Origin of the sequence: Streptomyces sp. NPDC090045, from assembly GCF_044747975.1 — a bacterium.
GTDB lineage: Bacteria > Actinomycetota > Actinomycetes > Streptomycetales > Streptomycetaceae > Streptomyces.
The window spans coordinates 120,891-140,892 of the sequence record NZ_JBIVFA010000003.1 but is presented as its reverse complement, the minus strand read 5'-3'; the positions used below and the strand labels follow the sequence as shown (position 1 = coordinate 140,892).

Here is a 20,002-nt window from a genome sequence, read left to right as displayed (position 1 = left end):
TGACCAATTCTCGTGGCGCTCCCCCGGCGACAGTGGTCGCGACAGCCAACACTGCTTGGGGGGTTGGTGCAGTGAGCAAAGGCAGAATCGGACTCGCTCTCCGGCGCGCCCGGGGGCGGGCGCGGGCACGGCCGACCGTCGTGCCGGGCCCGACCCACCGGAATCCGAAGGCGCTGGCCGCGGAGCTGCGGGAGCTGGCCGCTCACCCGCGGGCCGGCTCCCACAGCGCCGCACTGCGGGAGCTGGCGGACGCGGTGGCGGGCGGCTCCGGCCTGGAGGTCTGGGCGGGCGGCGGCCTCGTCGCGGCGTACGGCGGGCCCGACGCCCTGGCACCGGGCCCGGACAAGGACGCCGCGCGGGGCCGCCGGCTGGGCGTCCTGCCCACGGTCCTGGTGTTCGTACCGCTGCTGGTCACCTGGTTCGGGCTGGGCGCCGCCGCCTGGGCGTACCAGCGGATGCGGGACGCGGGCAGCACCGCACAGGGGTCGTTCCTGACGCTGTGGCAGCAGGGCTTCGACGGACAGCTGTGGCCGGTGCTGCGCTTCGACATGATGGCGGTGTGGACGGTCCTGGCCCTGTCCGCGCTGGCCACGACCACCATGATGCGCCACCGCTGGGAGGAGCGGGACGAGAGCGAACGCCGGCTGCTGTCCCAGCGGCTGTCCGGGGCGCTCGCCCAGACCCAGGCGCTGGCGGCCGGCGCCGCAGCGGCCTCGCCCGGACGGTTCACGGCCGAACTCCAGGCCGCGGCCGAGCGGCTGCGCGACCTGCTGGGGCAGGCAGCCACGGTCCAGCAGAGCGCCCGGAACCTGGTCGTCCACGCGGACAGCGCGGCCGGCCGCAGCGTCGCCGCCACGGCCGCGCTCGGCTCCGCGGCGGACGCGCTGCGCTCGGGGAGCACGCAGATACGTACGGCGGTGCAGAGCGCCTCGGCGGCGGCGGGCGAGGTGTCCGCCGGGAGCCGGCTGCTGGCGGAGAGCGTCGACGCGGCGGTCACCGCCCTGCGCACGTCGGTCGCCGAATCGTTCGTCACCGCCGGGCGGGACGCGGCGCAGCTCATCGGCGCGGCCGGGGAGTCCGTCGCGTCCCGGTTCGACACGGTCGCGGCGGCGGCGGAGGAGCGGGAGTCCAGCGTCGCCGGGCACGCGGCCGAGTCGATGGACCGGGTGGGGCAGGAGGTCCGCGAGGCGCTGACGGCGGCGCGCGGCTCCTTCGCCGAGTCGACGCAGCTGCTGGGCTCGGCCGTACACGGCCTGGACCGTTCACTGACCACGCTGCCCGCCTCGCTGGAGGCCTCCGCGTCCGAGGGGGCCGAGCGGATCGGCATGGCCTACGAGCTCGCGGTCGCCGCGCTCGTGACCTCGCTGCGGCAGGAGGTACGCACCGTCTCGGCCGAACTGGCCGACCGGATCGAGGAGTTGCGGGACGCCGTGGCCGACCGGCAGTCGGCGCAGCAGTACGAGGCCCAGCTGGGCTCCGCGGTGGCGGAGTTCCACGACACGCTCCGCACACTGACCAAGGCGCTGCGGGAGGCCGGCCTCGCGGTCACCGACGTCACCCGCCGGCCGGACGCCCGCCCCGCCGCCGGCACGGCCACCCCTGACCGGGACCGGAACGACCAGCCGGACGCCGGCCGGAAGACACCGGGCACAGCCACCCCGGCCCCGCGCCGGAACGACCCACGAGCCGTCGACCCGTACGCGCACGGCATCGCCGGCACCGGCGAGAACCGGAACAACCCACCGGACGCCCGCCCGGGCGCATACGCGACGGACGCCCCCGACCAGGACCGGAACAACCCACCAGGCGTCGGCCTGTTCACACACGACACGGGCGATCCCCACCCCAGCCGGAACGACCCACCAGGCACCGACCGGAACGCGCCCGGCACCAGCGGAGCCGCGCAGGACCGGAACAACCCACCGCGCCCCCGCCAGGGCGGGACCGGCCGGGACCGGAACGACCCGCCAGGCGTCGGCCTGTTCACACACGACACGGGCGATCCCCACCCCAGCCGGAACGACCCACCAGGCACCGACCGGAACGCGCGCGGCACCGCCGGCGCCGCGCAGGACCGGAACGACCCACCGGACCCCCGCCTGGGCGCGCCCGGCGCGGGCCGCCCCAGCACAGGGGGGACCGGCACGGGCGGACCCGGCACAGGCGGGACCGGCACGGGCGGACCCGGCACGGGCGGGACCGGCACGGACCGGGGTGGTTCGCCGGGCCGCGGGCTGGAGCGCGGCGGTGTGCGGGGCGGGGATGGCGGGGAGGGGGTGCGGTGAGCCGGGACGCGGGGCGTCCGGGCGGCCCCTCCTTCGCCGGATGGCTGTTCGCGGACCTGCTGCTGGTGATCGTGCTCGTGGTGCTCGGCAGCGAGGTGCCGGCCGACGAACCGGACCCGGACCCGGGCCCGACGCCGACGGCCACGGCCACGGCCACACCGGGTCCGTCCCGCAGCCCCTCCCCCACTCCCCCGGACACGTCCCGGCCCGGCGGACTCGACCCGGTCACCGTCTCGGTCGGCATCCGTCTCGACCCCGACGCCCTGATCGCGGGCCGCCCGGCCGAGACCGCCGAACTCACCCGGCAGATCACCCAGGAGATCAAGCGCTACGAGGGCCGGACCGCGGCCTTCGTCATGGTCTTCGGCACCGTCCGCACCGGCTCCGGCGGATCCGGCGGCTCCGTCGACACCGGCCGCAGCGACGCGTACGCCACGGCGGTGGCCCGGCTCCTGCCGCAAGCCGCACCGCAGTTCTTCCCCCCGTACTCGGAGAAGATCATCCGCGGCTACCACGACAGCGGCAGCGGCATCGCCTCCGGCACCGCGCGGATCGAGCTCTTCTTCCTGCTGTCCTGACCGGACACCCCCTCAGCAGCCCGACAGCCCAAGGGCCCAACCGCCCGACAGCCTCGACGGAGTGTGGATCGCTGTGACCTCCACGACGAAAAACCTGAGCCTCACCGACCTCCGGCTCTTCGCCCGGCAGACCCTGACCATGCTCAGCGAGCAGGACGTCCCCGACACGCCCGAGGCGCACGCGTCACGGGACCGCGTCCAGGCCCTGGCCGGCGAACTCGCCTCCCGGCTCGACGCGCCGGTCACCATCGGCGTGGTCGGGGAGTACTCCGTGGGCAAGTCCCTCCTCCTCGGCACCCTGCTGGGCAAGCCCGACCTGCTGCCGGTCGAGGCCGCCCCCAGTACGGGCAACATCACGGTGCTGGAGCTGACGCGCGGCGCCCCCGGCAGCGCGACGGCCGTCTCGCCGACCACCGACATCACCTTCCTGGACGAGGAGCGGCTCGCCGCCTGCGTGGGCGCCATCCTCGGCGCACTCGTCAACACCCTGGACGCCAAGCACCCGAAGCTCGGCGCACGCGAGATGCTCGGCGGCTACAACCCGGTCACCGACCCGCGCGGCTGGGCTCCCTTCGAGGCCTGGTACCCGCGGCTGTGGCCGTCGGCCACCGGCCCGGTCGCCTACGAGACGATCGCGGCGGCGCACCGGGACGCCGTCACCGAACTGTGCCGGATCCGGGACGCCGCACTGAGCCAGCGGGACCTCCTGGGCAAGCCCATCGGGGTGGCGACGGACTCGATCCGCGCGGCCCTGGTGCTGGAGGCGGCCCGGCGCACCCCGCAGACGCCGCCCAAGCGCAGCGTGCAGCCCTTCGACATGGCGCAGCTGAAGCAGGAGAAGACCGCCCCGGACGCGCTGCGCCGGGCCTTCCCGCTGATCGAGCGGGTGACGCAGCAGGTCGCGCTGTCCCCGGAGCACTGGGACATCGGCGGGCTGACCGCCGAGGAGCACACCGTACGGCTGCTGGACTTCCCCGGCATCGGGGCGGCGGGTTCCTACGGGCGGGACACCTTCCTGAGCCGCCGCGAGCTGGTGAACGTCCACACGATCCTGCTGGTGCTGAGCGCCTCGCGGGCGGAGTCCGAGGGCGCCTCCGCGTTCTGGGACATGCTCACCGAGGACGGGCGGCAGCCGCAGGCGCTGGCCAGTGCCGCCCTCGTCGCCGCGAACGCCTTCGACCTGGCGAAGCCTCCCGCGCTCAGCCAGTACCCCGACGGGCCGCTGCCGCTGGAGAAGCTGCTGCCGCACGCCGCCGAGATCAACGGCGTCCACGTCTACGGCAACAAGTTCGTGGCGCAGCGCGAGGACGGCATCGTCGTGGTGTCCTCGGTCAGCGCCATCCGCGCGTACCAGCTCCCCTACACCGCGACCTCCCCCGAGACCCGGGACCGGATCCGCGCGGCGCTGCGCGACCTGGATCCGCCGGGCACCCGGCGGTGGGAGCCGATCGCGGCCCGGCTGGCGGCGGCCGACCCGGCCAACGCGTGGACGCCGCGGCTGCGCGCGTACGACGAGGACGGCGGCATCACACGGCTGCGCGCGCTGATCGAGAACCACGTACGGCGCCACGGGCTCGCCCAGAAGCTGGAGCGGGCACAGAGTTCCCACCGCAAGCTGACGCGCGAACTGACCGTGCTGCGGGGGCACGTGCGGCGTGCGGGAGGCGGCGGCCGGTCGGAGGAGTACCGGGAGCTGTCGCAGAAGCTGACGGAGTACCGCAGGCTGCTCGACCGCATGCTGCCCGCCCTGCACGCGCTGCGCGACGGTGGCCCGCAGGGCGGGCCGGCCGACGGGCCCGACGCACAGGAGCCGGGCGGGCGGCCGCCCCGGCGCAGCGAGACGGCCGAGGCGGTCCGCGACGAGGTGTTCGACTGGCGGGAGTGGCAGGAGCTGCTGGGCCGGGCCGAGCGGGACCGGCACCACCTGGTGCCCCGCAGCGAACCGCCGTCCAGCGAGGGCATCCCGCTCCAGCCGCGTCCCGGCCGCGCCGCGGGGCGCGCGGGCACGGCGGGCACCGGCACCGGCACCGGCACCGGCGGCACCTCCGCGGACTCCTCCGAGACCTTCCTGGACAAGTTCCGTTCGCTGATCGACCGTCGTACCGACGAGGGCCGCGACCAGCTCCGTACCTGGTTCGAGAACTGGGCGGCGCACTGGCGCGAGGAGTTCGCGCCGCTGCGCGCCTGGATGGCCGAGGAAGCCACCGACGCCGCGCTCAGCGAGCTGTTCACACGGCTGCGCGGCAGTGAGCAGAAGGCCGACCACCAGCTGGACCACCTGTGGACGGCGCTCGATCCGGTCACGGCCACGGACCGGATCACCGAACTGCTGTCCGCGCCCGGCCCCACGCCCGGGGACCAGGAGGCCCGGTTCCCGGCCCGCTCCCCGCACGCCCTGCCCTGGCACCACCGGATGCCGCTGCTCGACCCGCAGTCGGAGGAGCGCGAGCGGCATCCGCTGCTGGTGGTGCAGCTGCGCCAGCACACGGCGGACGCGGCCGCCCGGATGGTCACCGAGTACCTGGGGCGCACCCTCGCCCTGATCGAGAAGGACCTCGTCGACCTGTACACGAAGGCGGGCGAGTACCTGCCCAGGGAGACGGAAGTGCGGCCGCCGCGCCCGGCCTTCCCCTCCGCCGGCGCGCCGCAGGACGGCGACGACGACGGAGCCGAACCCGACCAGCCCATCGACGTCCTCATCCGAGCCTGGAGCACCGACTGACATGAGCGCCGCCCTGAACATCACCTTCCGTGCCCCGCACACCGGCGCCGCCTCCGGGGTGGTCGCGCTGGGCCGCAAGCACTTCCGCCTCTACGCCGGCCCGGACGGCATCCCGCTGCCCGAGGTGGTCCTGGAGCGGGAGCAGGAGTCGGGCGGCCGCGCGGTCGTCACGGCCCACCTGCCCGCCCGCATCGAGATCCGGGCCGAGAGCGGGAGGCTGATCCCGGCTCAGCTGGCCTACGCGCTCCAGGCCTGCTGGGTGCCGCAGGAGTTCGCCCCGATCACCGTGGACGGGCCGCGGACGCTGTCGTCCGACGCGCTGCTGCCGACGTCTCTGGTGCACCCCGACAGCGGGCCGGCGGCCGCACCGGACGGCGAGCCGCTGCGGCTGGACGTCTACTGGAGCGTCGACTACGCCGGTTCGCAGGGCGCCGAGACGGCCCACGGCGCGGTGATGCTGGAGTTCGCGCCGCCGGGCGAGGAGCCCGGTCCGGCCCCGCAGGCGCCGGAGGAGGACGAGTACCTCTCGCTGCGGGACCTGGCGGGCAGCGGGCACCAGCACGAGTTCCTCGTCGTGGACTTCGGCACGACGGCGTCCACGGCGACCCTGCACGACGAGAAGAAGGTCAAGCAGCGGCTGGTCGACCCGGCCCAGGCGGCCTCCCTGTCCGCCATGCTGGAGGAGCTGCTGGGGCCGCCCGCCGACGCGCCGCCCGCTTGGCGCGAGGAGGTACGGGCGCTGCTCGCCGGCACGATCACGCTGCCGCGCCGGGACAGCACCGGGATCACGGGGAGCGCGGCGCTGGCGCGGGTGGCGGACGCCGACGCCGCCGACGCGCTGATGCTGCGGGTGGAGAGCATCCGCGAGCAGGCGGACCCGGAGCTGCGGCAGTGGCTCAACCGCCGGCTGCACGCCGGCTATGCGGCGGTCATCGGCACCCCGCCGCTGGAGCGGCACGGGATCCGGCCGGTCGACTATCCGGACGGCACCGGCCAGCGCACCCACGCCCCGGCCAGCGCGATGCGGGAGCGGGAGTACTCCGGCGCGCCGGTGCCCGAGGACCCGCGGGCGCGCCGCTTCAAGCTGTGCGGGGACGACACCCGGGGGCTGACGGGGATCAAGCGGGCCGCTCTCCAGCTCAAGCCGGAGCCGGTGGCGGGCAGCGACCTGTCCGCCGACCACCTCACGCAGCACATGTACTGGCTGCTGGTGGAGGGCGCCGAGGAGAGCACGTACAACCCGGCGCTGGGCACGATCAGCCGGGTGCCGACGGTCGTCGTGACGTATCCGACGACGGTCCTGCCCGAGGTCAAGGACCGGCTGAAGGAGCTGGTCAGCCATGCTCTGGGCGGCCCGATGACCGTCATGGACTACGACGAGGGCCTCGCCGCCGGGCTGTACTTCCTGATGCGGGACCTGACCGACAACCTCAACGCGGGTCTGGAGTCGCTGCGGGCGCGGTGCCGCCGGGTCGGGGACGATCCGCCGACCTGGCACCGCATCATGCTGGTGATCGACATCGGGGGCGGCACCACCGACATCGCGCTGCTGCGGCTGACCCTGGTCGACCAGACCCCCGGGCTCACCCGCGAACAGGAGTTCGTCGCGGGCCGCGACTACCGGCTGGAGCCGGAGCTGCTGGGTTCCACGGGCCACGAGCGGCTCGGCGGGGACCTGCTGACCCTTCAGGTCCTGTACTGGATCAAGGCCCGGCTGGTGGACGAGCTGCGCTCCCCCGGCCAGGAGCAGGAGGACGGCCAGCAGGACGACCCGCAGGACGAGGCGGGCACGGCTGCGGGCACGGGCACCGGCACGGCCGCTGATGCGGGCGCAGGCGCACGTACAGGCGCAAGTACGGGTACGGGTACGGGCGCGCGGGTGGAGCGGCGCGCGCTCGCCGAGACCGTCACCGAACAGGCCGCGGACCAGCTGGACACCATCGTCGCCGACGACATCCGCCAGATCCTGTCCGAGTGCCTGCCCACGGACTGGGCCGGGGTGGGCGACACGGCCGAGCGGGAGGCCCGCTACACCCGCTTCCGGCTGCTGTGGCGGCTCGCGGAGCGCAAGAAGCGGGAACTGGGCGCGGCGGGCGCCGCGGACGCCGTCCTCAAGCACGAGGACGTGGACGCGATCCTGCGCGCCGCGCCGCACACCCTAGGTACGGTGCGCGGCCCGATCACCCTCGATGCCGGCGAGTTCCGCAAACTGATGCGGCCGGTGCTGCGGCGGGCGGCGAAGCTGGGCGCCGATCTGGTGCGCGGCTCGTTCCGCCGGATCCACGAGGAGAACGCGCAGCGCGCGGAGCAGGGCCTGGATCCGCTGCCGGAGCCGGTGCTCGACCAGGTGGTGCTGTCGGGGCGCACCAGCGCCCTGGAACAGCTCCAGGAGCAGGTCGTCGCGGCGCTGCGCCAGGACGAGGCGGACGGCAGGGCCGGGCTGGGCTGGCATGAGGCCACGGAGCTGTCGGTCGAGCGGGAGTTCGCCAAGCAGGCCACGTCCCTGGGGGCCGCGTGGGCGCACTCGGTCCGCAACCGGGCGGGGCAGATCGAGCACAACAACAGCAAGGGCGGGCGCACCGGCGGCTCGATCCGGATGAGCGATCTGGACATCAGGCTCCAGGGCCTGTTCTCCAGCCTGCCCTGCGACTTCGGCCCGGTCGGGCAGATGGGGCGGGTCAATCCGCTGCTGTGGGCGGGCGATCCCTTCATCGAGCTGGACTCCTCGGGCCGGCTGGGCGTGCGTACGGGGTGGAACCCGCTGAGCCGGGTCGTGGAGCTGCACCGCGACCTCGGCTCCGGTGACTCCATCCAGTGGGGGGTGTTCGACCTCGCGCTGACGGCGAAGGACGAGGGCTTCGACCCGCTCGCCTCGGTGTGGCGCCCGCCGAGCGGCAGCGGCCGCGGGGTCCGCTACCAGATCGAGATGGACCACCGGCTGGTCGCGTCGATCCTGCTGTGCAACGGCCCGGCCCACCTGCTGGTCGGCGGGCTGGGGCTGGAACTCGACGGGCTCGTGCCGGGCCTGTCCTTCGACCCGGACCTGCCGGGGTGCTCGGTGCCCGGCCGGATCTGCGTCGCGACGGGGGTGGACGAGAACGGGGTGCGGCAGCTGGCCGAGGTGTTCCCGGCGACGGGGCCGGCCGGCGTCACCGGGGACGACGGCAGGCAGGCGGCGGCCGCTGGCTATCTGCCGGAGTCCTTCCACGAGACCGCCGACGCCGACGAGCTGCCGATGCCGGGCCGGGTCGCGGAGGTCCCGGTCCCGCCGCTGGAGTCCAACCACACCTACACGTACGACTTCCACCTGGACCGGGGCGACGGCGAACCGGTGTTCCTGGGCCGGCTGAGCGCGGCGCAGCAGGGTCGCCACCACGCCACCCTCGACGCCCGGGGACGCCTGCGGGTGCACCGCGGCGTGGTGCCGTACGTGCCCGCCGAGACGCTGCGCGAGGTGCAGCGGTATCCCGGGCGGGTGCTGGGGCGGCGGATGGACCCGCCGCAGAGCGACTTCAACCACCACTGGGACCCGAACAGCGGGAGGCACTGATGAGCGGCGCGGACGAAGGCGTGCCGGCCGACGCGCACACGCTGTGGCTGAGCAGGTTCGCGGAGGCGGCGGCCGTGGTGCTCGCCACCCCGTCGGGGTGCCGTGAGGCGATGCTCGGGGCGCTGGACCGGTGTTGGGAGGAGCTGCGGCAGGTGGGCCGCCACCAGCTGCCTTACGCGGACGACGCGCCGGAGCTCTTCGACGCGTTCGAGTCGGCGCGGACCTCGCTGGAGCACGGTCTGTGGTCGGCGGTCGCCACGGTCGACCACTCCCGGTCGAAGCCGCCGTCGGATACGGCAGTCTCTGCGGCCCCGGCGGACCTCACGGATCCGGAGCGCACGGATCCGGACCGCACGCCGACCGGGGCGGGCGCCACCGGATCGGGCGGGGAAGGGTCGGCCGGCCAGACCCCTGCCGGGACGGACGCGTTGGCGACCCGGCCCACCCCCGTGACGCTGTCGCCGCCCGGCGACGACGCCACGGGCCCCGTGGGCCACGCCACGGCAGGCACCGGCGGGAACGCCGGGACCGCCGCCGCGTCCGGGCCGGAAGGCGCGGTCGACCAGGCCGTTCCGGCCCCGGCGAGCCCTCCCGCAACGGGCGCGAGCGACACGGCGGCAGCCGGATCCGGCACCCGGTCGTCGTCCGACGAGGCCGGCCCGGGCACCGCGGAGCCCACCGCACCGGCCTGCGCCACGACCGGGCCCGGCGGGACGCCCGACGCGGCACGCGGGCCGGAGCGGACGCCGGGCGACGCCCTGCCCACCCCGGCCGACGTGGGCCAGGCCTCGACCCGCCCGGGCACGCCGGTGGCCGGGACCACCGGCGGGGCGGCGGCCGTAACCGGGGGGCAGCCGTCGCCCGCCGACGCCGGCCCGCCTCCCGCGGCACAGCCCGGAACGGGCAGGACGACGACCGGGACCGGGACGCGGTCGCCGTCGGGCGACGCCGGTCCCCACACCGCGGACCCGGGCCCGGCCGGGCCCGGAAGTGGAACCGGAACCGGGACCGGTGGCGAGGCCGGGGCGCGGGCGGAAGCGGAGCCCGCCCCCGACCCGTTGGCCGGCTTCGCCGACGCCCTGCGCGAGCTCGAAGCGGAGCTGCTCGCCGAGCAGATCCGCTACCTGCCCCGCTCGACGCAGTCCGCCGCGCCCGGCCCCCCGGCCGCCGCCGACCGCATCGCGGCCACCTGGCAGCGCGTCCACATGGCCCTGCTCCGGCTGCCCTCCACGCTCCGCACGGAATGGCGCGTGCGGGCCGGCGAGGTCGCGGCGGCCGCCGGCCTGACCGTCACCGCCGAGGACGCCACCGATCCGGACGTCATCGTGCCCGGCCTGCCGCAGGGCCTCTACGCGGCCGAACGCGTCCCGCTCGCCATCGCGGCCCCCCGGGCCGCCGCCGCCCGCGTCCCCTGGGAGATCCACCTGAGCCTCGGCACGTCACCCGACGCCGTCACGGACCTGTCGTTCACGGACCCCCGGCTGGCGTGGGCCGTACGGGCGCACCAGGCACTCCGCCTGGTGGAACTGGACCCCGAACTCCACGTCGCCGTACTCGTCGAGGAGCAGCCGTCCAGCCTGGCCTCGCAGGACGAGCGGCTGCGCTACCGCCAGCACCTGCACCGGCTGCTCGGCAGCGCGGGCTCGTCCCAGGCGAACGGCTGGCCGGCCGACAGCCGGCTCGGCGCCGCCCACAACCTCGACATGGTCCTCGGCGGGCTGGTGCACCAGCGGCCCGCCGCCCCGGACAGCTGGTGGTGGCAGTGGCGCGCCGGCGTCTCGCGGATCCTCGCGCCGCTGGCCGAGAGCGCCGGGTACGAACTCGTGCCCAAGCCCGTCGGCCAGTGGCGCAAGCAGGACCTCGATTCGTACGCCGTCAAGCAGACCGTGCCGGGTGTCGGCCAGGCCGAGGAGCCGCTGGTCCAGTGGGTGGTGTGGACTCCGCTGAAGCCCAAGGGCAGTTACAAGGGGAACGAGCGCAAGGGCCGGGTCGTCATCCGCCCGGCGACGCAATACGGACGGCAGACCGCCCCGTGAGCGCCGACGGAACGGGGCAGTCCGGCGCGGACCGCCGGGCCCGGCAGGTCGGCGAGCTGCTCGGTGCGTCGGCGACGGGGCGCGGCAACGGGCTCTCGCCGCAGCTCGTGTCCGACATCGCGGCCGTGTACGGCGCGGCCGCGCCCGACGGGACCGGCGGGCCGCCCGTCACGGTGCGCGTGGCGGTGCTGCGCACGGACGTCGATACCCGCCCCGGCCCCGGCCCCGGCCCCGGTTCGGGTTCCGGTTCGGGTTCCGGTTGGGGTTCGGGTTCCGGTTCGGGTTCCGCTTCCGGGCGGCGGCTGGTACGGCTCCTGACCGGGGTCCGGCCGCCGGGGCCGCCGAGCGCGGGAGACCTCGTACCGCTGACCTACGTCTACGAGCCCGCCGACCTGCCGCAGTTGCGGCTCACCGAGGCGCAGGTACGGGCCCTGGACCGGCTGGCGAGGACGCTGCTGGCCCGGCCGGAGCACCTCGGCCGGGCGCCGCTGGCCCGGCACGGCACGGCCGCCTGGCTGCGCGTGCGGGCGGCGCAGCGGCGGCGGACGTTCTTCCGGACCCGGTACGTGGGCCAGGAGGCGGTGGAACGGGCCTGGCGGCGGATCCAGGACGTCACGGCGGCGGGCGCCGGCCCGGCTCCGGGACCGGCCGGCGCGGTCGTGGACGTCCCGGTGCGCCATCCGTTCCTGTTCCACGGCGATCCGCTGCCCTGGCCGGACGCGGTCGCGGGCGCCGGCGTCAACGGCCTCGGGCGCCCGCGCATCGAGGTGACCGACCTGCCCGTACCACCCGGCGGCGGGCCGTCGGCGCACTTGGCGGAGGTGCTGGACTCCGCGCACCTGGTGCTGGCCGCGGCCCCGCACACCGCGCTGGCGGGCCGGGAGCCGCTGCCCTCCCTGTTCCGGACCCTGCTGGACCGGGGGCGGCCGGGCGGGGACCGGGCCGAGACGGTGCTCGTCGCGACCACCGCCGGGCGGCGCGGCCCCGGTGCGACGGCCGCGCTGGGCAGTTGGCTGCGCGGCAGGACGCCGGAGACCGTGGGGCCCGCGGCGCGGGACCTGGCCGTGCACGCCGTCGCGGTCGCGGAGGCCGAGCACGCGCTGCGGATCCTGCGCAGCCCGCAGGGCCGGCCGGCGACCGCGGTGGAACAGGCCCGGGCGGACTGGGCGATGTCCGGGATGCCGGAGCTGTGCGCCGCTGTGCTGGGGCCCGCGCTGGACCGGGTGGCCCGGACCGGAGGGGAGCTGACGCGGCGTCGCTTCCGTGCGGCGCTCCACGGCGTACGGCTCGACTGCCGCGGTCCGGCGGGTGCGCGGCCGGCCGGGGCGGGGGAGGACGACGCCGAGCAGCTGTGGGACGAGCTGGAGGCCTTCGCCGCGGGACCGCTGGCGGAGCGGGCCGTACGACGGTTCGGACCTCCCGCCGCCCGCACCGAAACCACCAGCACCGGCACCGGCACCGGCACCGGCACCGATGCCCAGGATCCGTACGACTCTCGGGGAGCTTCTTCGCCATGACCACCACCACGACCTGGCTGATCATCCTCCTGGTGCTGTCCGTCGTCGCGAACGTCGCGCTCACGGCGCAGCTGACCGCTCGGCGGCGCAGGCCGCTTCCCCTCCCCCCGGCCGCCACGGTGCGGGACTCGCCGCAGACCCTGGGCGAACTGGAGAGCACCCGCCTGGAGTTGGAGCAGGCCCGGCAGGCCGCGGACCACGCGGCCGGCCTGATGCAGGGGCGCGATCTCGAACTCGGCCGGGTCCGCGGGTTGCTCGCGCAGACGCAGGCCCGGGCGGCCGAGGCGGACGTCGCCGTGAAGGAGGCCCTCGCGCTGCGCCAGGAGCGGGACGGGCTCCTCACGCGGCTGCGGGAAGTGGAGGAGCAGGTGCGGCTGCGTTCGCGGGAACGCGACGACACCCAGTCTCAGGCCCTGGCCCGGATCCACGAGCTGGAGCGGCGGCTGGCCGACGCGGAGGCCCGGGCCGAGGGTCCCCTGGGTCCCGAGCCCGTCTCCCCGGCGATCCCCCGACAGCTGCCGCTGGGCCGGGACACGACCGCCGACAGCAGCGTGGACGGCGCCGACCTCGGGCCGGTGGTGGTGCGGGCCGCGTCGGCGCGCGGCGACCGCGGGCGGCACGACGGCGAGCACCGGCGTGACGCGGTCCTCCTGCGCTTCGCCGAGGAGATCCCCGCGCCGACGCTGCTCAGCGCGGTGGCGGCGGGCTCTCCGCGCGGCCGCTGGTCGCAGTCGGCGGCGGACCGCGCCTGCCGGAGCCTGGCGGCGCAGGTCGGCCGGTACGGGGAGGGCCTGGGCCGTGCGCTGTACGGGCCCGACGGCGACGACGCCGCCCTCGGCGCCCTGCTGCGTACGGCGTTGCAGGGCGTCGCGCACTCGATGCGGCTGGTGACCCGGGGCGAGGGCCCGGGGGGCGAGGCCGACGACACGGCGATCGAGGTGGCGCTGACCGGGCTGCTGACCCGGCTGGGCGACGGCCGGGAACGCGAGCACCTGGCCTTCGGTGTCGGTGACGGGGCGCTGCTGCGGCTGCGGGACGGGGCGTGGAGCGCGGTGTTCACGCCCGGGGAGTCGGCCGCCGACCGCAGCCTGCGGTTGCCCGCCGGCGCCGCGCGGGTCGGCTGGTCGCGGCTGACCACGCTGCCCGGTGACGTGCTCGCGGTGTGCAGCCCGCCGATGGCCGAGCTGCTGCTGCGCGACGACGTCGGCCCGTGGTTCGCGGCCCGGTGGGCGGGGCGTCAGCCGTACCTGACCTCGTTCCTGTCCGAGGTCAACGTCCCGGTCCGGTCCACCGGCGGCGACCGTTCCGTGGTCTGTCTGTGGGACTTCGGCGACGCCCGGGACGCCCGGTCGGCAACACCCTGACGCCTGACGCCTGACGCCCGTACATCATTGGGCGCGACGCGGCCGGCACACACCGGCGCGCGGCACGTTTTTTGTCCACGGGACAGAAGCTTTCCCCAGGGCAGCGCCGTGCGCGGTAGCCTCCGCAAAAGGGGCCGACCTCCGGAAAGTCTTTTCCGAAAGTGCGTGTTCAGCGCGCGCTGCACTCGAAATCGACCGGAACTCGCGGCCCCGCGGGCACCATGCACCTGCCGTTGTCTGCGCACCGCGCACTCCCTGGAGGGACACACGTGAAGGACTCGAAGGACAGGCTGGAAGCACTGCGGGCCGAGATCGAGCGCCGCAACCCCGCACAGCCCGAGTTCCACCAGGCCGTACGGGAGGTCCTCGAGACCCTGGCCCCCGTCTTCACCGCCCGGCCCGAGTACGCCGACCCGGCCGTGGCCCTGGTGGAGCGGCTCACCGAGCCCGAGCGGCAGATCCTCTTCCGTGTCCCGTGGCAGGACGACCGGGGCCGGGTCCACGTCAACCGCGGCTACCGCGTCGAGTTCAACAGTGCGCTCGGCCCGTACAAGGGCGGCCTGCGCTTCCACCCGTCGGTGGACATCGGCGTGGTGAAGTTCCTCGGCTTCGAGCAGATCTTCAAGAACGCGCTGACCGGCCTCGGGATCGGCGGCGGCAAGGGCGGCAGCGACTTCGACCCGCACGGCAGGTCGGACGCCGAGGTCATGCGGTTCTGCCAGTCCTTCATGACCGAGCTGCACCGGCACATCGGGGAGCACACGGACGTGCCCGCCGGGGACATCGGGGTCGGCGGCCGCGAGATCGGTTACCTGTTCGGGCAGTACCGGCGCATCACCAACCGCTGGGAGGCCGGCGTCCTGACCGGCAAGGGGCAGGGCTGGGGCGGTTCCGCGATCCGGCCGCAGGCGACCGGTTACGGCAGTGTGCTGTTCGCCGCCGAGATGCTGAAGGTCCGGGGCGAGTCGCTGGACGGGCTGACCGCGGTGGTCTCCGGCTCCGGCAACGTCGCGCTGTACACGATCGAGAAGCTCCAGCAGCTCGGCGCGAACCCGCTGACCTGCTCGGACTCCCAGGGCTACGTCATCGACGACAAGGGCATCGACCTCGCCCTGCTCAAGCAGGTCAAGGAGGTCGAGCGCGGGCGCGTGAGCGAGTACGCGGAGCGGCGCGGGTCCTCGGCGCGGTTCGTGCCCGGTGGGCGGGTCTGGGAGGTGCCGGCGGACGTCGCCTTCCCCTCCGCCACGCAGAACGAGCTGGACGCGCAGGACGCCCGTGCGCTCGTCGGGGGCGGGGTCAAGGCGGTCTCCGAGGGCGCCAACATGCCGACGACTCCCGAGGCCGTACGGATCCTGCAGGAGGCCGGGGTCGCGTTCGGGCCCGGCAAGGCCGCCAACGCGGGCGGGGTCGCGGTCAGCGCCCTCGAGATGAGCCAGAACGCCGGCCGGGTGGCCTGGAGCGCGCAGCGGGTGGAGGACGAGCTCGCCGCCATCATGAGCTCGATCCACGCCGTCGCCCACGAGACCGCCGAACGGTACGGCGCCCCGGGCGACTACGTCACCGGCGCGAACATCGCCGGCTTCGAGCGGGTCGCCGACGCGATGCTGGCGCAGGGCGTCATCTGATCCGACGGTCAGGGCCTGCCCGGATGCACCGGGCGGGCCGGCTGCGCTCGTGACCTGTGGAGCGGTCCGGGGGGGGGTGCCTCCCGGACCGCTCTGCCGCGTCCTGCCTCCGCGCGGTCGCGGCGGGCGCCTCAGGCGTAGTAGCTGAGGATCACCAGCAGGGCCGTGCATTCCGCGAGGAGCTGGGTGGTGAGCGCTGCCTGCCGTACCTGGCGGGCGGGCGCGGCCAGGGCGACGATGAACGCCACGGCGCCGATGCCGGTGCTCCAGAGGAACAGCCACCCGGGCAGCCCCTTGGTGCACTCGACCCCGTGCGTGATGCAGCCCGACACCTGCACGGAGGACAGCAGCAGAACGCCTGCCGCCAGGCAGGCCCCGGGGAACAGTGCGGCGGACAGGCCGGCCCAGAAGCGGGAGCGGTCCCGTTCCGGGGCCGTCGCCGCCCGGTCCGGCGCAGTCGCAGAGGCAGAGGCTGTGTTCATGCCCTGATCCCACAGGAACTCCGGGCCCGGCACACTCCGTCCGGCTACTCACCTGCACGTGCGCCCGTACTCACCCGCGCGCGGAGTGGCGGCGGTGCAGCTCCAGGGTGGCGACGACCGCCACGCCGAGGGTGAGGTGCATGAGGACCAAGGCTGCGACGGTGCCGCCGTCGGCACCGGACGACAACGGGCCGGCCACCGACAACAGTGCCAGGCCGCCGCCCACGTACTGCGCGATCCGCAGGAAGACCGGCTTCCACAGGGCCAGCAAGAGGGCGGCGCCCGCCCCGACGAGCAGCGGGACCACGGAGGCGCCGATGACGCCCCCGACGGTGATCGGGTGCGATGCGCCGGCGTCGACGACGATGAGCGTGGCTCCGGCCAGCTTGGCGACGGCAAGAACGATCAGATTGACCACGGCCGCGCCGACCGCGCCGGTGACCAGCGCCTTCCACCAGGTGAGGCCGGAACGGCGGACCGGGGGTGCGGCGGGCGCGGCGGGGGCGGCGGGGGCGGGGCCGGAGTTCGGAACGGCACTGCTCGACATGGGACTTCCTCCAACGTGTGAACGGCTGCGCCGCCATGAGGCCGGCGGCACACGAAGAAGCCTCCAACCCGAACCTTGCTTGAGGTCAACCCCCGTCGGTACGCCGTCCGCGCCCCCAATCGGTTTGCCGCGAGCAGCCCGGTCGGATAGGAACCACGCATGTTGAGGGGCAGAAAGATCGGGCTCAGGGCCCGGCGCGAGGACGACATCCCGATCCTGCAGACCGAGCTCTACGACGACGTGGTGAACTACGCGCGGTCCGAACTCCGCCCGTGGCGGCCGATCACGCCCGGCTCGAAGGAATCGCGGTTCGTGGTGGACGACACCGCGCAAGGGCACGTCTCGTTCTCCGTGGTGGAGCTGGACGGCGGGGCGCTGGTCGGCACGGTGACGCTGTGGGGCATCGACGACCACAACCGGTCCGCGCACATCGGGTTGGGGCTGCGGCCGTCCTCCCGCGGCAAGGGCTACGGCACCGACGTGGTCGCGGTGATGTGTCACTACGGGTTCGTCGTGCGCGGCCTGCATCGGCTGGCCATCGAGACGCTGTCGGACAACGCCGCGATGCTGCGCGCCGCCGAGCGCAACGGCTTCGTGCGCGAGGGCGTGCTGCGCTCCTCGGCGTGGGTGATGGGCGAGTTCCTGGACGACGTGCTGCTCGGACTCCTCGCCCAGGACTGGAAGCCGGACACCCTGACCGGCGGGGCGCCTAGCTGAGGGATCGTCACGGCGCTCCCCGTGGTGGCTCGCTCGCCCCCTACGTTTCAGATACAAGACTGTATCGGGATACAGTCTTGTATCTGGGAAGCGTGTCAAGGAGGCGATCACCATCACCAAGCGACTCACCCGGCAGCAGAGCCGACAGGTCACCCGCGAGCAGATCCTTCAGTCGGCAGCCGCGCTCTTCGCCGGCCAAGGGGTCAGCGGAACCTCGGTGGAGCAGATCGTCGAGGCCGCCGGGTACACCCGGGGCGCCTTCTACGGCAACTTCGAGGGCAAGCACGAGCTCGTCCTCGCCCTGCTCGAACAGCGGACCCAGCACGAGCTGGAGGAAATCCAGGCGATGAGCCGCGAGGCGGCCACCTTCGAGGAGATGCTCGGCCGCCTCCGTTCCTGGCACCGCCGGCGCGACGAGAGCCTCGCCAGTTGGCTCGCCCTGCGCACCGAACTCTGGCTCTACGGACTGCGGGACCCGGAGCTGCTGCCCGTACTGGCGGACCGCGAGCGCCGCTCCCGGAAGGTGATCGCCGAGTCGCTGGAGCAGGGCTTCACCGCGCGCGGCGTGACCACGCCGGCTCCCGTGGAGCTGCTGGCCCTCATCGTGCACGCGCTGGACGACGGACTGTCCATCCAGCGCGTGCTCTGCCCCGCCGACAGCGGCACGGACTCCGTCGTGGACGTGGTGGAGCTCCTGATGAAGTCCTGGACCGCACTCGCCCGCAGCACCACGACCGCTGCCGAACCCAGCGTGGTTCCCACCGCGGAACCCACCGCCGAACCCCCGATCGAGAACCTGGAGAAGAACCCATGAACAAGGCAGGGCAGGCAGAAAGGCCGGCGACCGCCGGCCCACCTGCCACCCCCGACGCGCCCGAGCCCGACCCGAAGCGGTGGCTCGCACTGACCGTCCTGCTGGTCGCCACCTTCATGGACCTGCTCGACGCCAACATCATCACCGTGGCGATCCCGAGCATCCAACGCGACCTCGGCGCCTCGACCTTCGCCATCCAGGCCATGACGGCCGGCTACACCCTGAGCTTCGCGGTCCTGCTGATCACCGGCGGCCGGCTCGGTGACATCTTCGGCCGCAAGCGGATGTTCCTCGTCGGAGTCAGCGGCTTCGTCCTCGCGTCCGCCCTGTGCGCCGCGGCGCCCACCACCGAGTTACTCGTGGCCGCCCGCGCGCTCCAGGGCCTCACCGCCGCGATCATGGTGCCCCAGGTGCTCGCGCTCATCCACGTCTCCTTCGCTCCCCGGGAGATCGGCCGCGTCGTCAGCCTCTACGCGGGCATGGTCGGCCTGGCCATCGTCTCCGGACCCCTCATCGGCGGCGCCCTGATCAGCTGGAGCCCGCTGGACCTCGGCTGGCGCGGCATCTTCGTGGTGAACCTGCCCGTAGGCGTGGTGGCCCTGATCGGCGCCGCCCAGTGGATGCGGGAGTCGAGCTCCCCCGACGCGAAGCGCCTGGACGTCATCGGCATGCTGCTGGTGATCCTCGGACTGCTGCTGCTCATGGTGCCGCTGACCCTCGGCCGCGAACTCGACTGGCCGCTCTGGAGCGTCGTCTGCCTCGTCGCCGCCGCCCCCGTCCTCGCGCTGTTCGTGGTCTACGAACGCCACAAGACCCGCAAGGACGGCTCGCCCCTGGTGACGCTGTCCCTGTTCAAGGTCCGCGCGTTCGGCGCCGGCATCGGCGTGCAGCTCCTCTTCAGCGCCATCCCCGCCGGCTTCTTCCTCAGCTGGACCCTCTACCTCCAGGCCGGCCTCGGCTGGTCGGCCCTGCACACCGGTCTGACGGCGATCCCGTTCTCCCTGTGCGTGCCGGTCGTCGGCGGTCTCGCCGTCCGCAAGTTCTCCCCGCTCTACGGCCGTTACTGCCTGCTCGCGGGGGCCGTCCTGATGTGCGCGGGCATCGTCTCCTACGCCTGGGCGGCCGACCGCTTCGGTACGGACATCACCTCCTGGCACGCGATCCCGTCGATGCTCCTGATCGGCTCCGGCATGGGTCTGCTCATGCCCCCGCTGACGGCGCTGGTCCTCAGGGAGGTCCGGCCGCAGGAGGCCGGCGCCGCCTCCGGCATCGTCAACGCCACCGGCCAGCTCGGTGCCGCGCTCGGCGTTGCGGTCATCGGCAGCCTCTTCTTCGCGGCGCTCGCGGCCAACGCCGGACCGCAGGCCGAACGGGTCGCCCCCACCGTCCAGTCGCTGTCGCCCCGGCAGACCGCAGAGCTCCGGGACTGCGCGACCGAGGCGCTCGGCCAGGACGACCTGGCCAAGGTTCCGGACACGTGCTCCGCCCTGGTGCAGGGCGCCGACGGCGACACCCGCGAGACGATCAACAGCGCGCTCGGCGAGATCCGTGCGAGGACGTTCGCGTCCACCTACAGCGAGACGCTGTACTGGGCGGCCGGTGGCCTCGTCCCGGTCACCGCCCTCGTCCTGCTCCTGCCGCACCACCGGGTCCGGCGGAAGGAAACGCCCTAGTGCGCCGCACCTCTGACGACCCGTCGAATCGCCGTCGCCGGGCTCGGCGCCGGACGCCTCGACCTCAAGTCGGTCTCCACCGACCTGGCCGG

At 74.5% G+C, this 20,002-nt stretch carries 13 protein-coding genes; 11 read left to right on the top strand and 2 right to left on the bottom strand.

All coding sequences use genetic code 11. The features are described 5' to 3' along the window. Window positions 1-71 precede the first annotated feature (71 nt). The 8 genes from ACIPYQ_RS09605 to gdhA all read left to right on the top strand — a co-directional run bounded on the left by ACIPYQ_RS09605 (window position 72) and on the right by gdhA (window position 15,677). On the top strand, window positions 72-2,285 hold the full coding sequence (locus ACIPYQ_RS09605; RefSeq protein ID WP_401248046.1) for a hypothetical protein: 2,214 nt from the start codon (window positions 72-74) through the stop codon (window positions 2,283-2,285). After that, window positions 2,282-2,863: a hypothetical protein gene (locus ACIPYQ_RS09600; RefSeq protein WP_401248043.1), complete on the top strand. Its 582-nt coding sequence runs from the start codon at window positions 2,282-2,284 to the stop codon at window positions 2,861-2,863. The genes ACIPYQ_RS09605 and ACIPYQ_RS09600 overlap by 4 nt, the downstream gene beginning before the upstream one ends. A 73-nt stretch (window positions 2,864-2,936) precedes the next feature. Then, a complete protein-coding gene (locus ACIPYQ_RS09595) occupies window positions 2,937-5,585 on the top strand; it encodes a hypothetical protein (protein ID WP_401248040.1) in 2,649 nt (882 codons plus the stop codon). A 1-nt stretch (window position 5,586) separates the two neighbouring features. Further along, window positions 5,587-9,135: a hypothetical protein gene (locus ACIPYQ_RS09590; protein WP_401248037.1), complete on the top strand. Its 3,549-nt coding sequence runs from the start codon at window positions 5,587-5,589 to the stop codon at window positions 9,133-9,135. Continuing rightward, window positions 9,135-11,171, top strand: coding sequence for a hypothetical protein (locus ACIPYQ_RS09585; RefSeq protein ID WP_401248034.1), 2,037 nt, complete (start codon window positions 9,135-9,137; stop codon window positions 11,169-11,171). The genes ACIPYQ_RS09590 and ACIPYQ_RS09585 overlap by 1 nt, the downstream gene beginning before the upstream one ends. Continuing rightward, on the top strand, window positions 11,168-12,688 hold the full coding sequence (locus ACIPYQ_RS09580) for a hypothetical protein (protein WP_401248031.1): 1,521 nt from the start codon (window positions 11,168-11,170) through the stop codon (window positions 12,686-12,688). Before ACIPYQ_RS09585 ends, ACIPYQ_RS09580 begins: the two co-directional genes overlap by 4 nt. After that, complete coding sequence (locus tag ACIPYQ_RS09575) at window positions 12,685-14,052, top strand: hypothetical protein (RefSeq protein ID WP_401248029.1); 1,368 nt, start codon at window positions 12,685-12,687, stop codon at window positions 14,050-14,052. Before ACIPYQ_RS09580 ends, ACIPYQ_RS09575 begins: the two co-directional genes overlap by 4 nt. Window positions 14,053-14,321: 269 nt before the next feature. Then, window positions 14,322-15,677, top strand: a complete 1,356-nt coding sequence (gdhA, locus tag ACIPYQ_RS09570; RefSeq protein WP_401248026.1) for an NADP-specific glutamate dehydrogenase — start codon at window positions 14,322-14,324, stop codon at window positions 15,675-15,677. Between the two features lie 131 nt (window positions 15,678-15,808). Here the strand turns inward: gdhA and ACIPYQ_RS09565 are convergent, their stop codons facing one another. Further along, on the bottom strand, window positions 15,809-16,159 hold the full coding sequence (locus ACIPYQ_RS09565; protein ID WP_401248024.1) for a hypothetical protein: 351 nt from the start codon (window positions 16,157-16,159) through the stop codon (window positions 15,809-15,811). A 70-nt stretch (window positions 16,160-16,229) separates the two neighbouring features. Further along, window positions 16,230-16,706, bottom strand: coding sequence for a DUF6069 family protein (locus ACIPYQ_RS09560; protein WP_401248021.1), 477 nt, complete (start codon window positions 16,704-16,706; stop codon window positions 16,230-16,232). A 159-nt stretch (window positions 16,707-16,865) separates the two neighbouring features. On the opposite strand from ACIPYQ_RS09560, the gene ACIPYQ_RS09555 reads away from it, so the two are divergent. From ACIPYQ_RS09555 to ACIPYQ_RS09545, 3 genes are all read left to right on the top strand, one after another. Then, a complete protein-coding gene (locus ACIPYQ_RS09555; RefSeq protein ID WP_401248018.1) occupies window positions 16,866-17,423 on the top strand; it encodes a GNAT family N-acetyltransferase in 558 nt (185 codons plus the stop codon). A gap of 106 nt (window positions 17,424-17,529) precedes the next feature. After that, window positions 17,530-18,237, top strand: coding sequence for a TetR/AcrR family transcriptional regulator (locus tag ACIPYQ_RS09550; RefSeq protein ID WP_401249316.1), 708 nt, complete (start codon window positions 17,530-17,532; stop codon window positions 18,235-18,237). After that, window positions 18,234-19,910 (top strand): MFS transporter, encoded by a 1,677-nt coding sequence (locus tag ACIPYQ_RS09545; protein WP_401248015.1) that lies wholly within the window; start codon window positions 18,234-18,236, stop codon window positions 19,908-19,910. Before ACIPYQ_RS09550 ends, ACIPYQ_RS09545 begins: the two co-directional genes overlap by 4 nt. The last annotated feature ends 92 nt before the right edge of the window (window positions 19,911-20,002 follow it).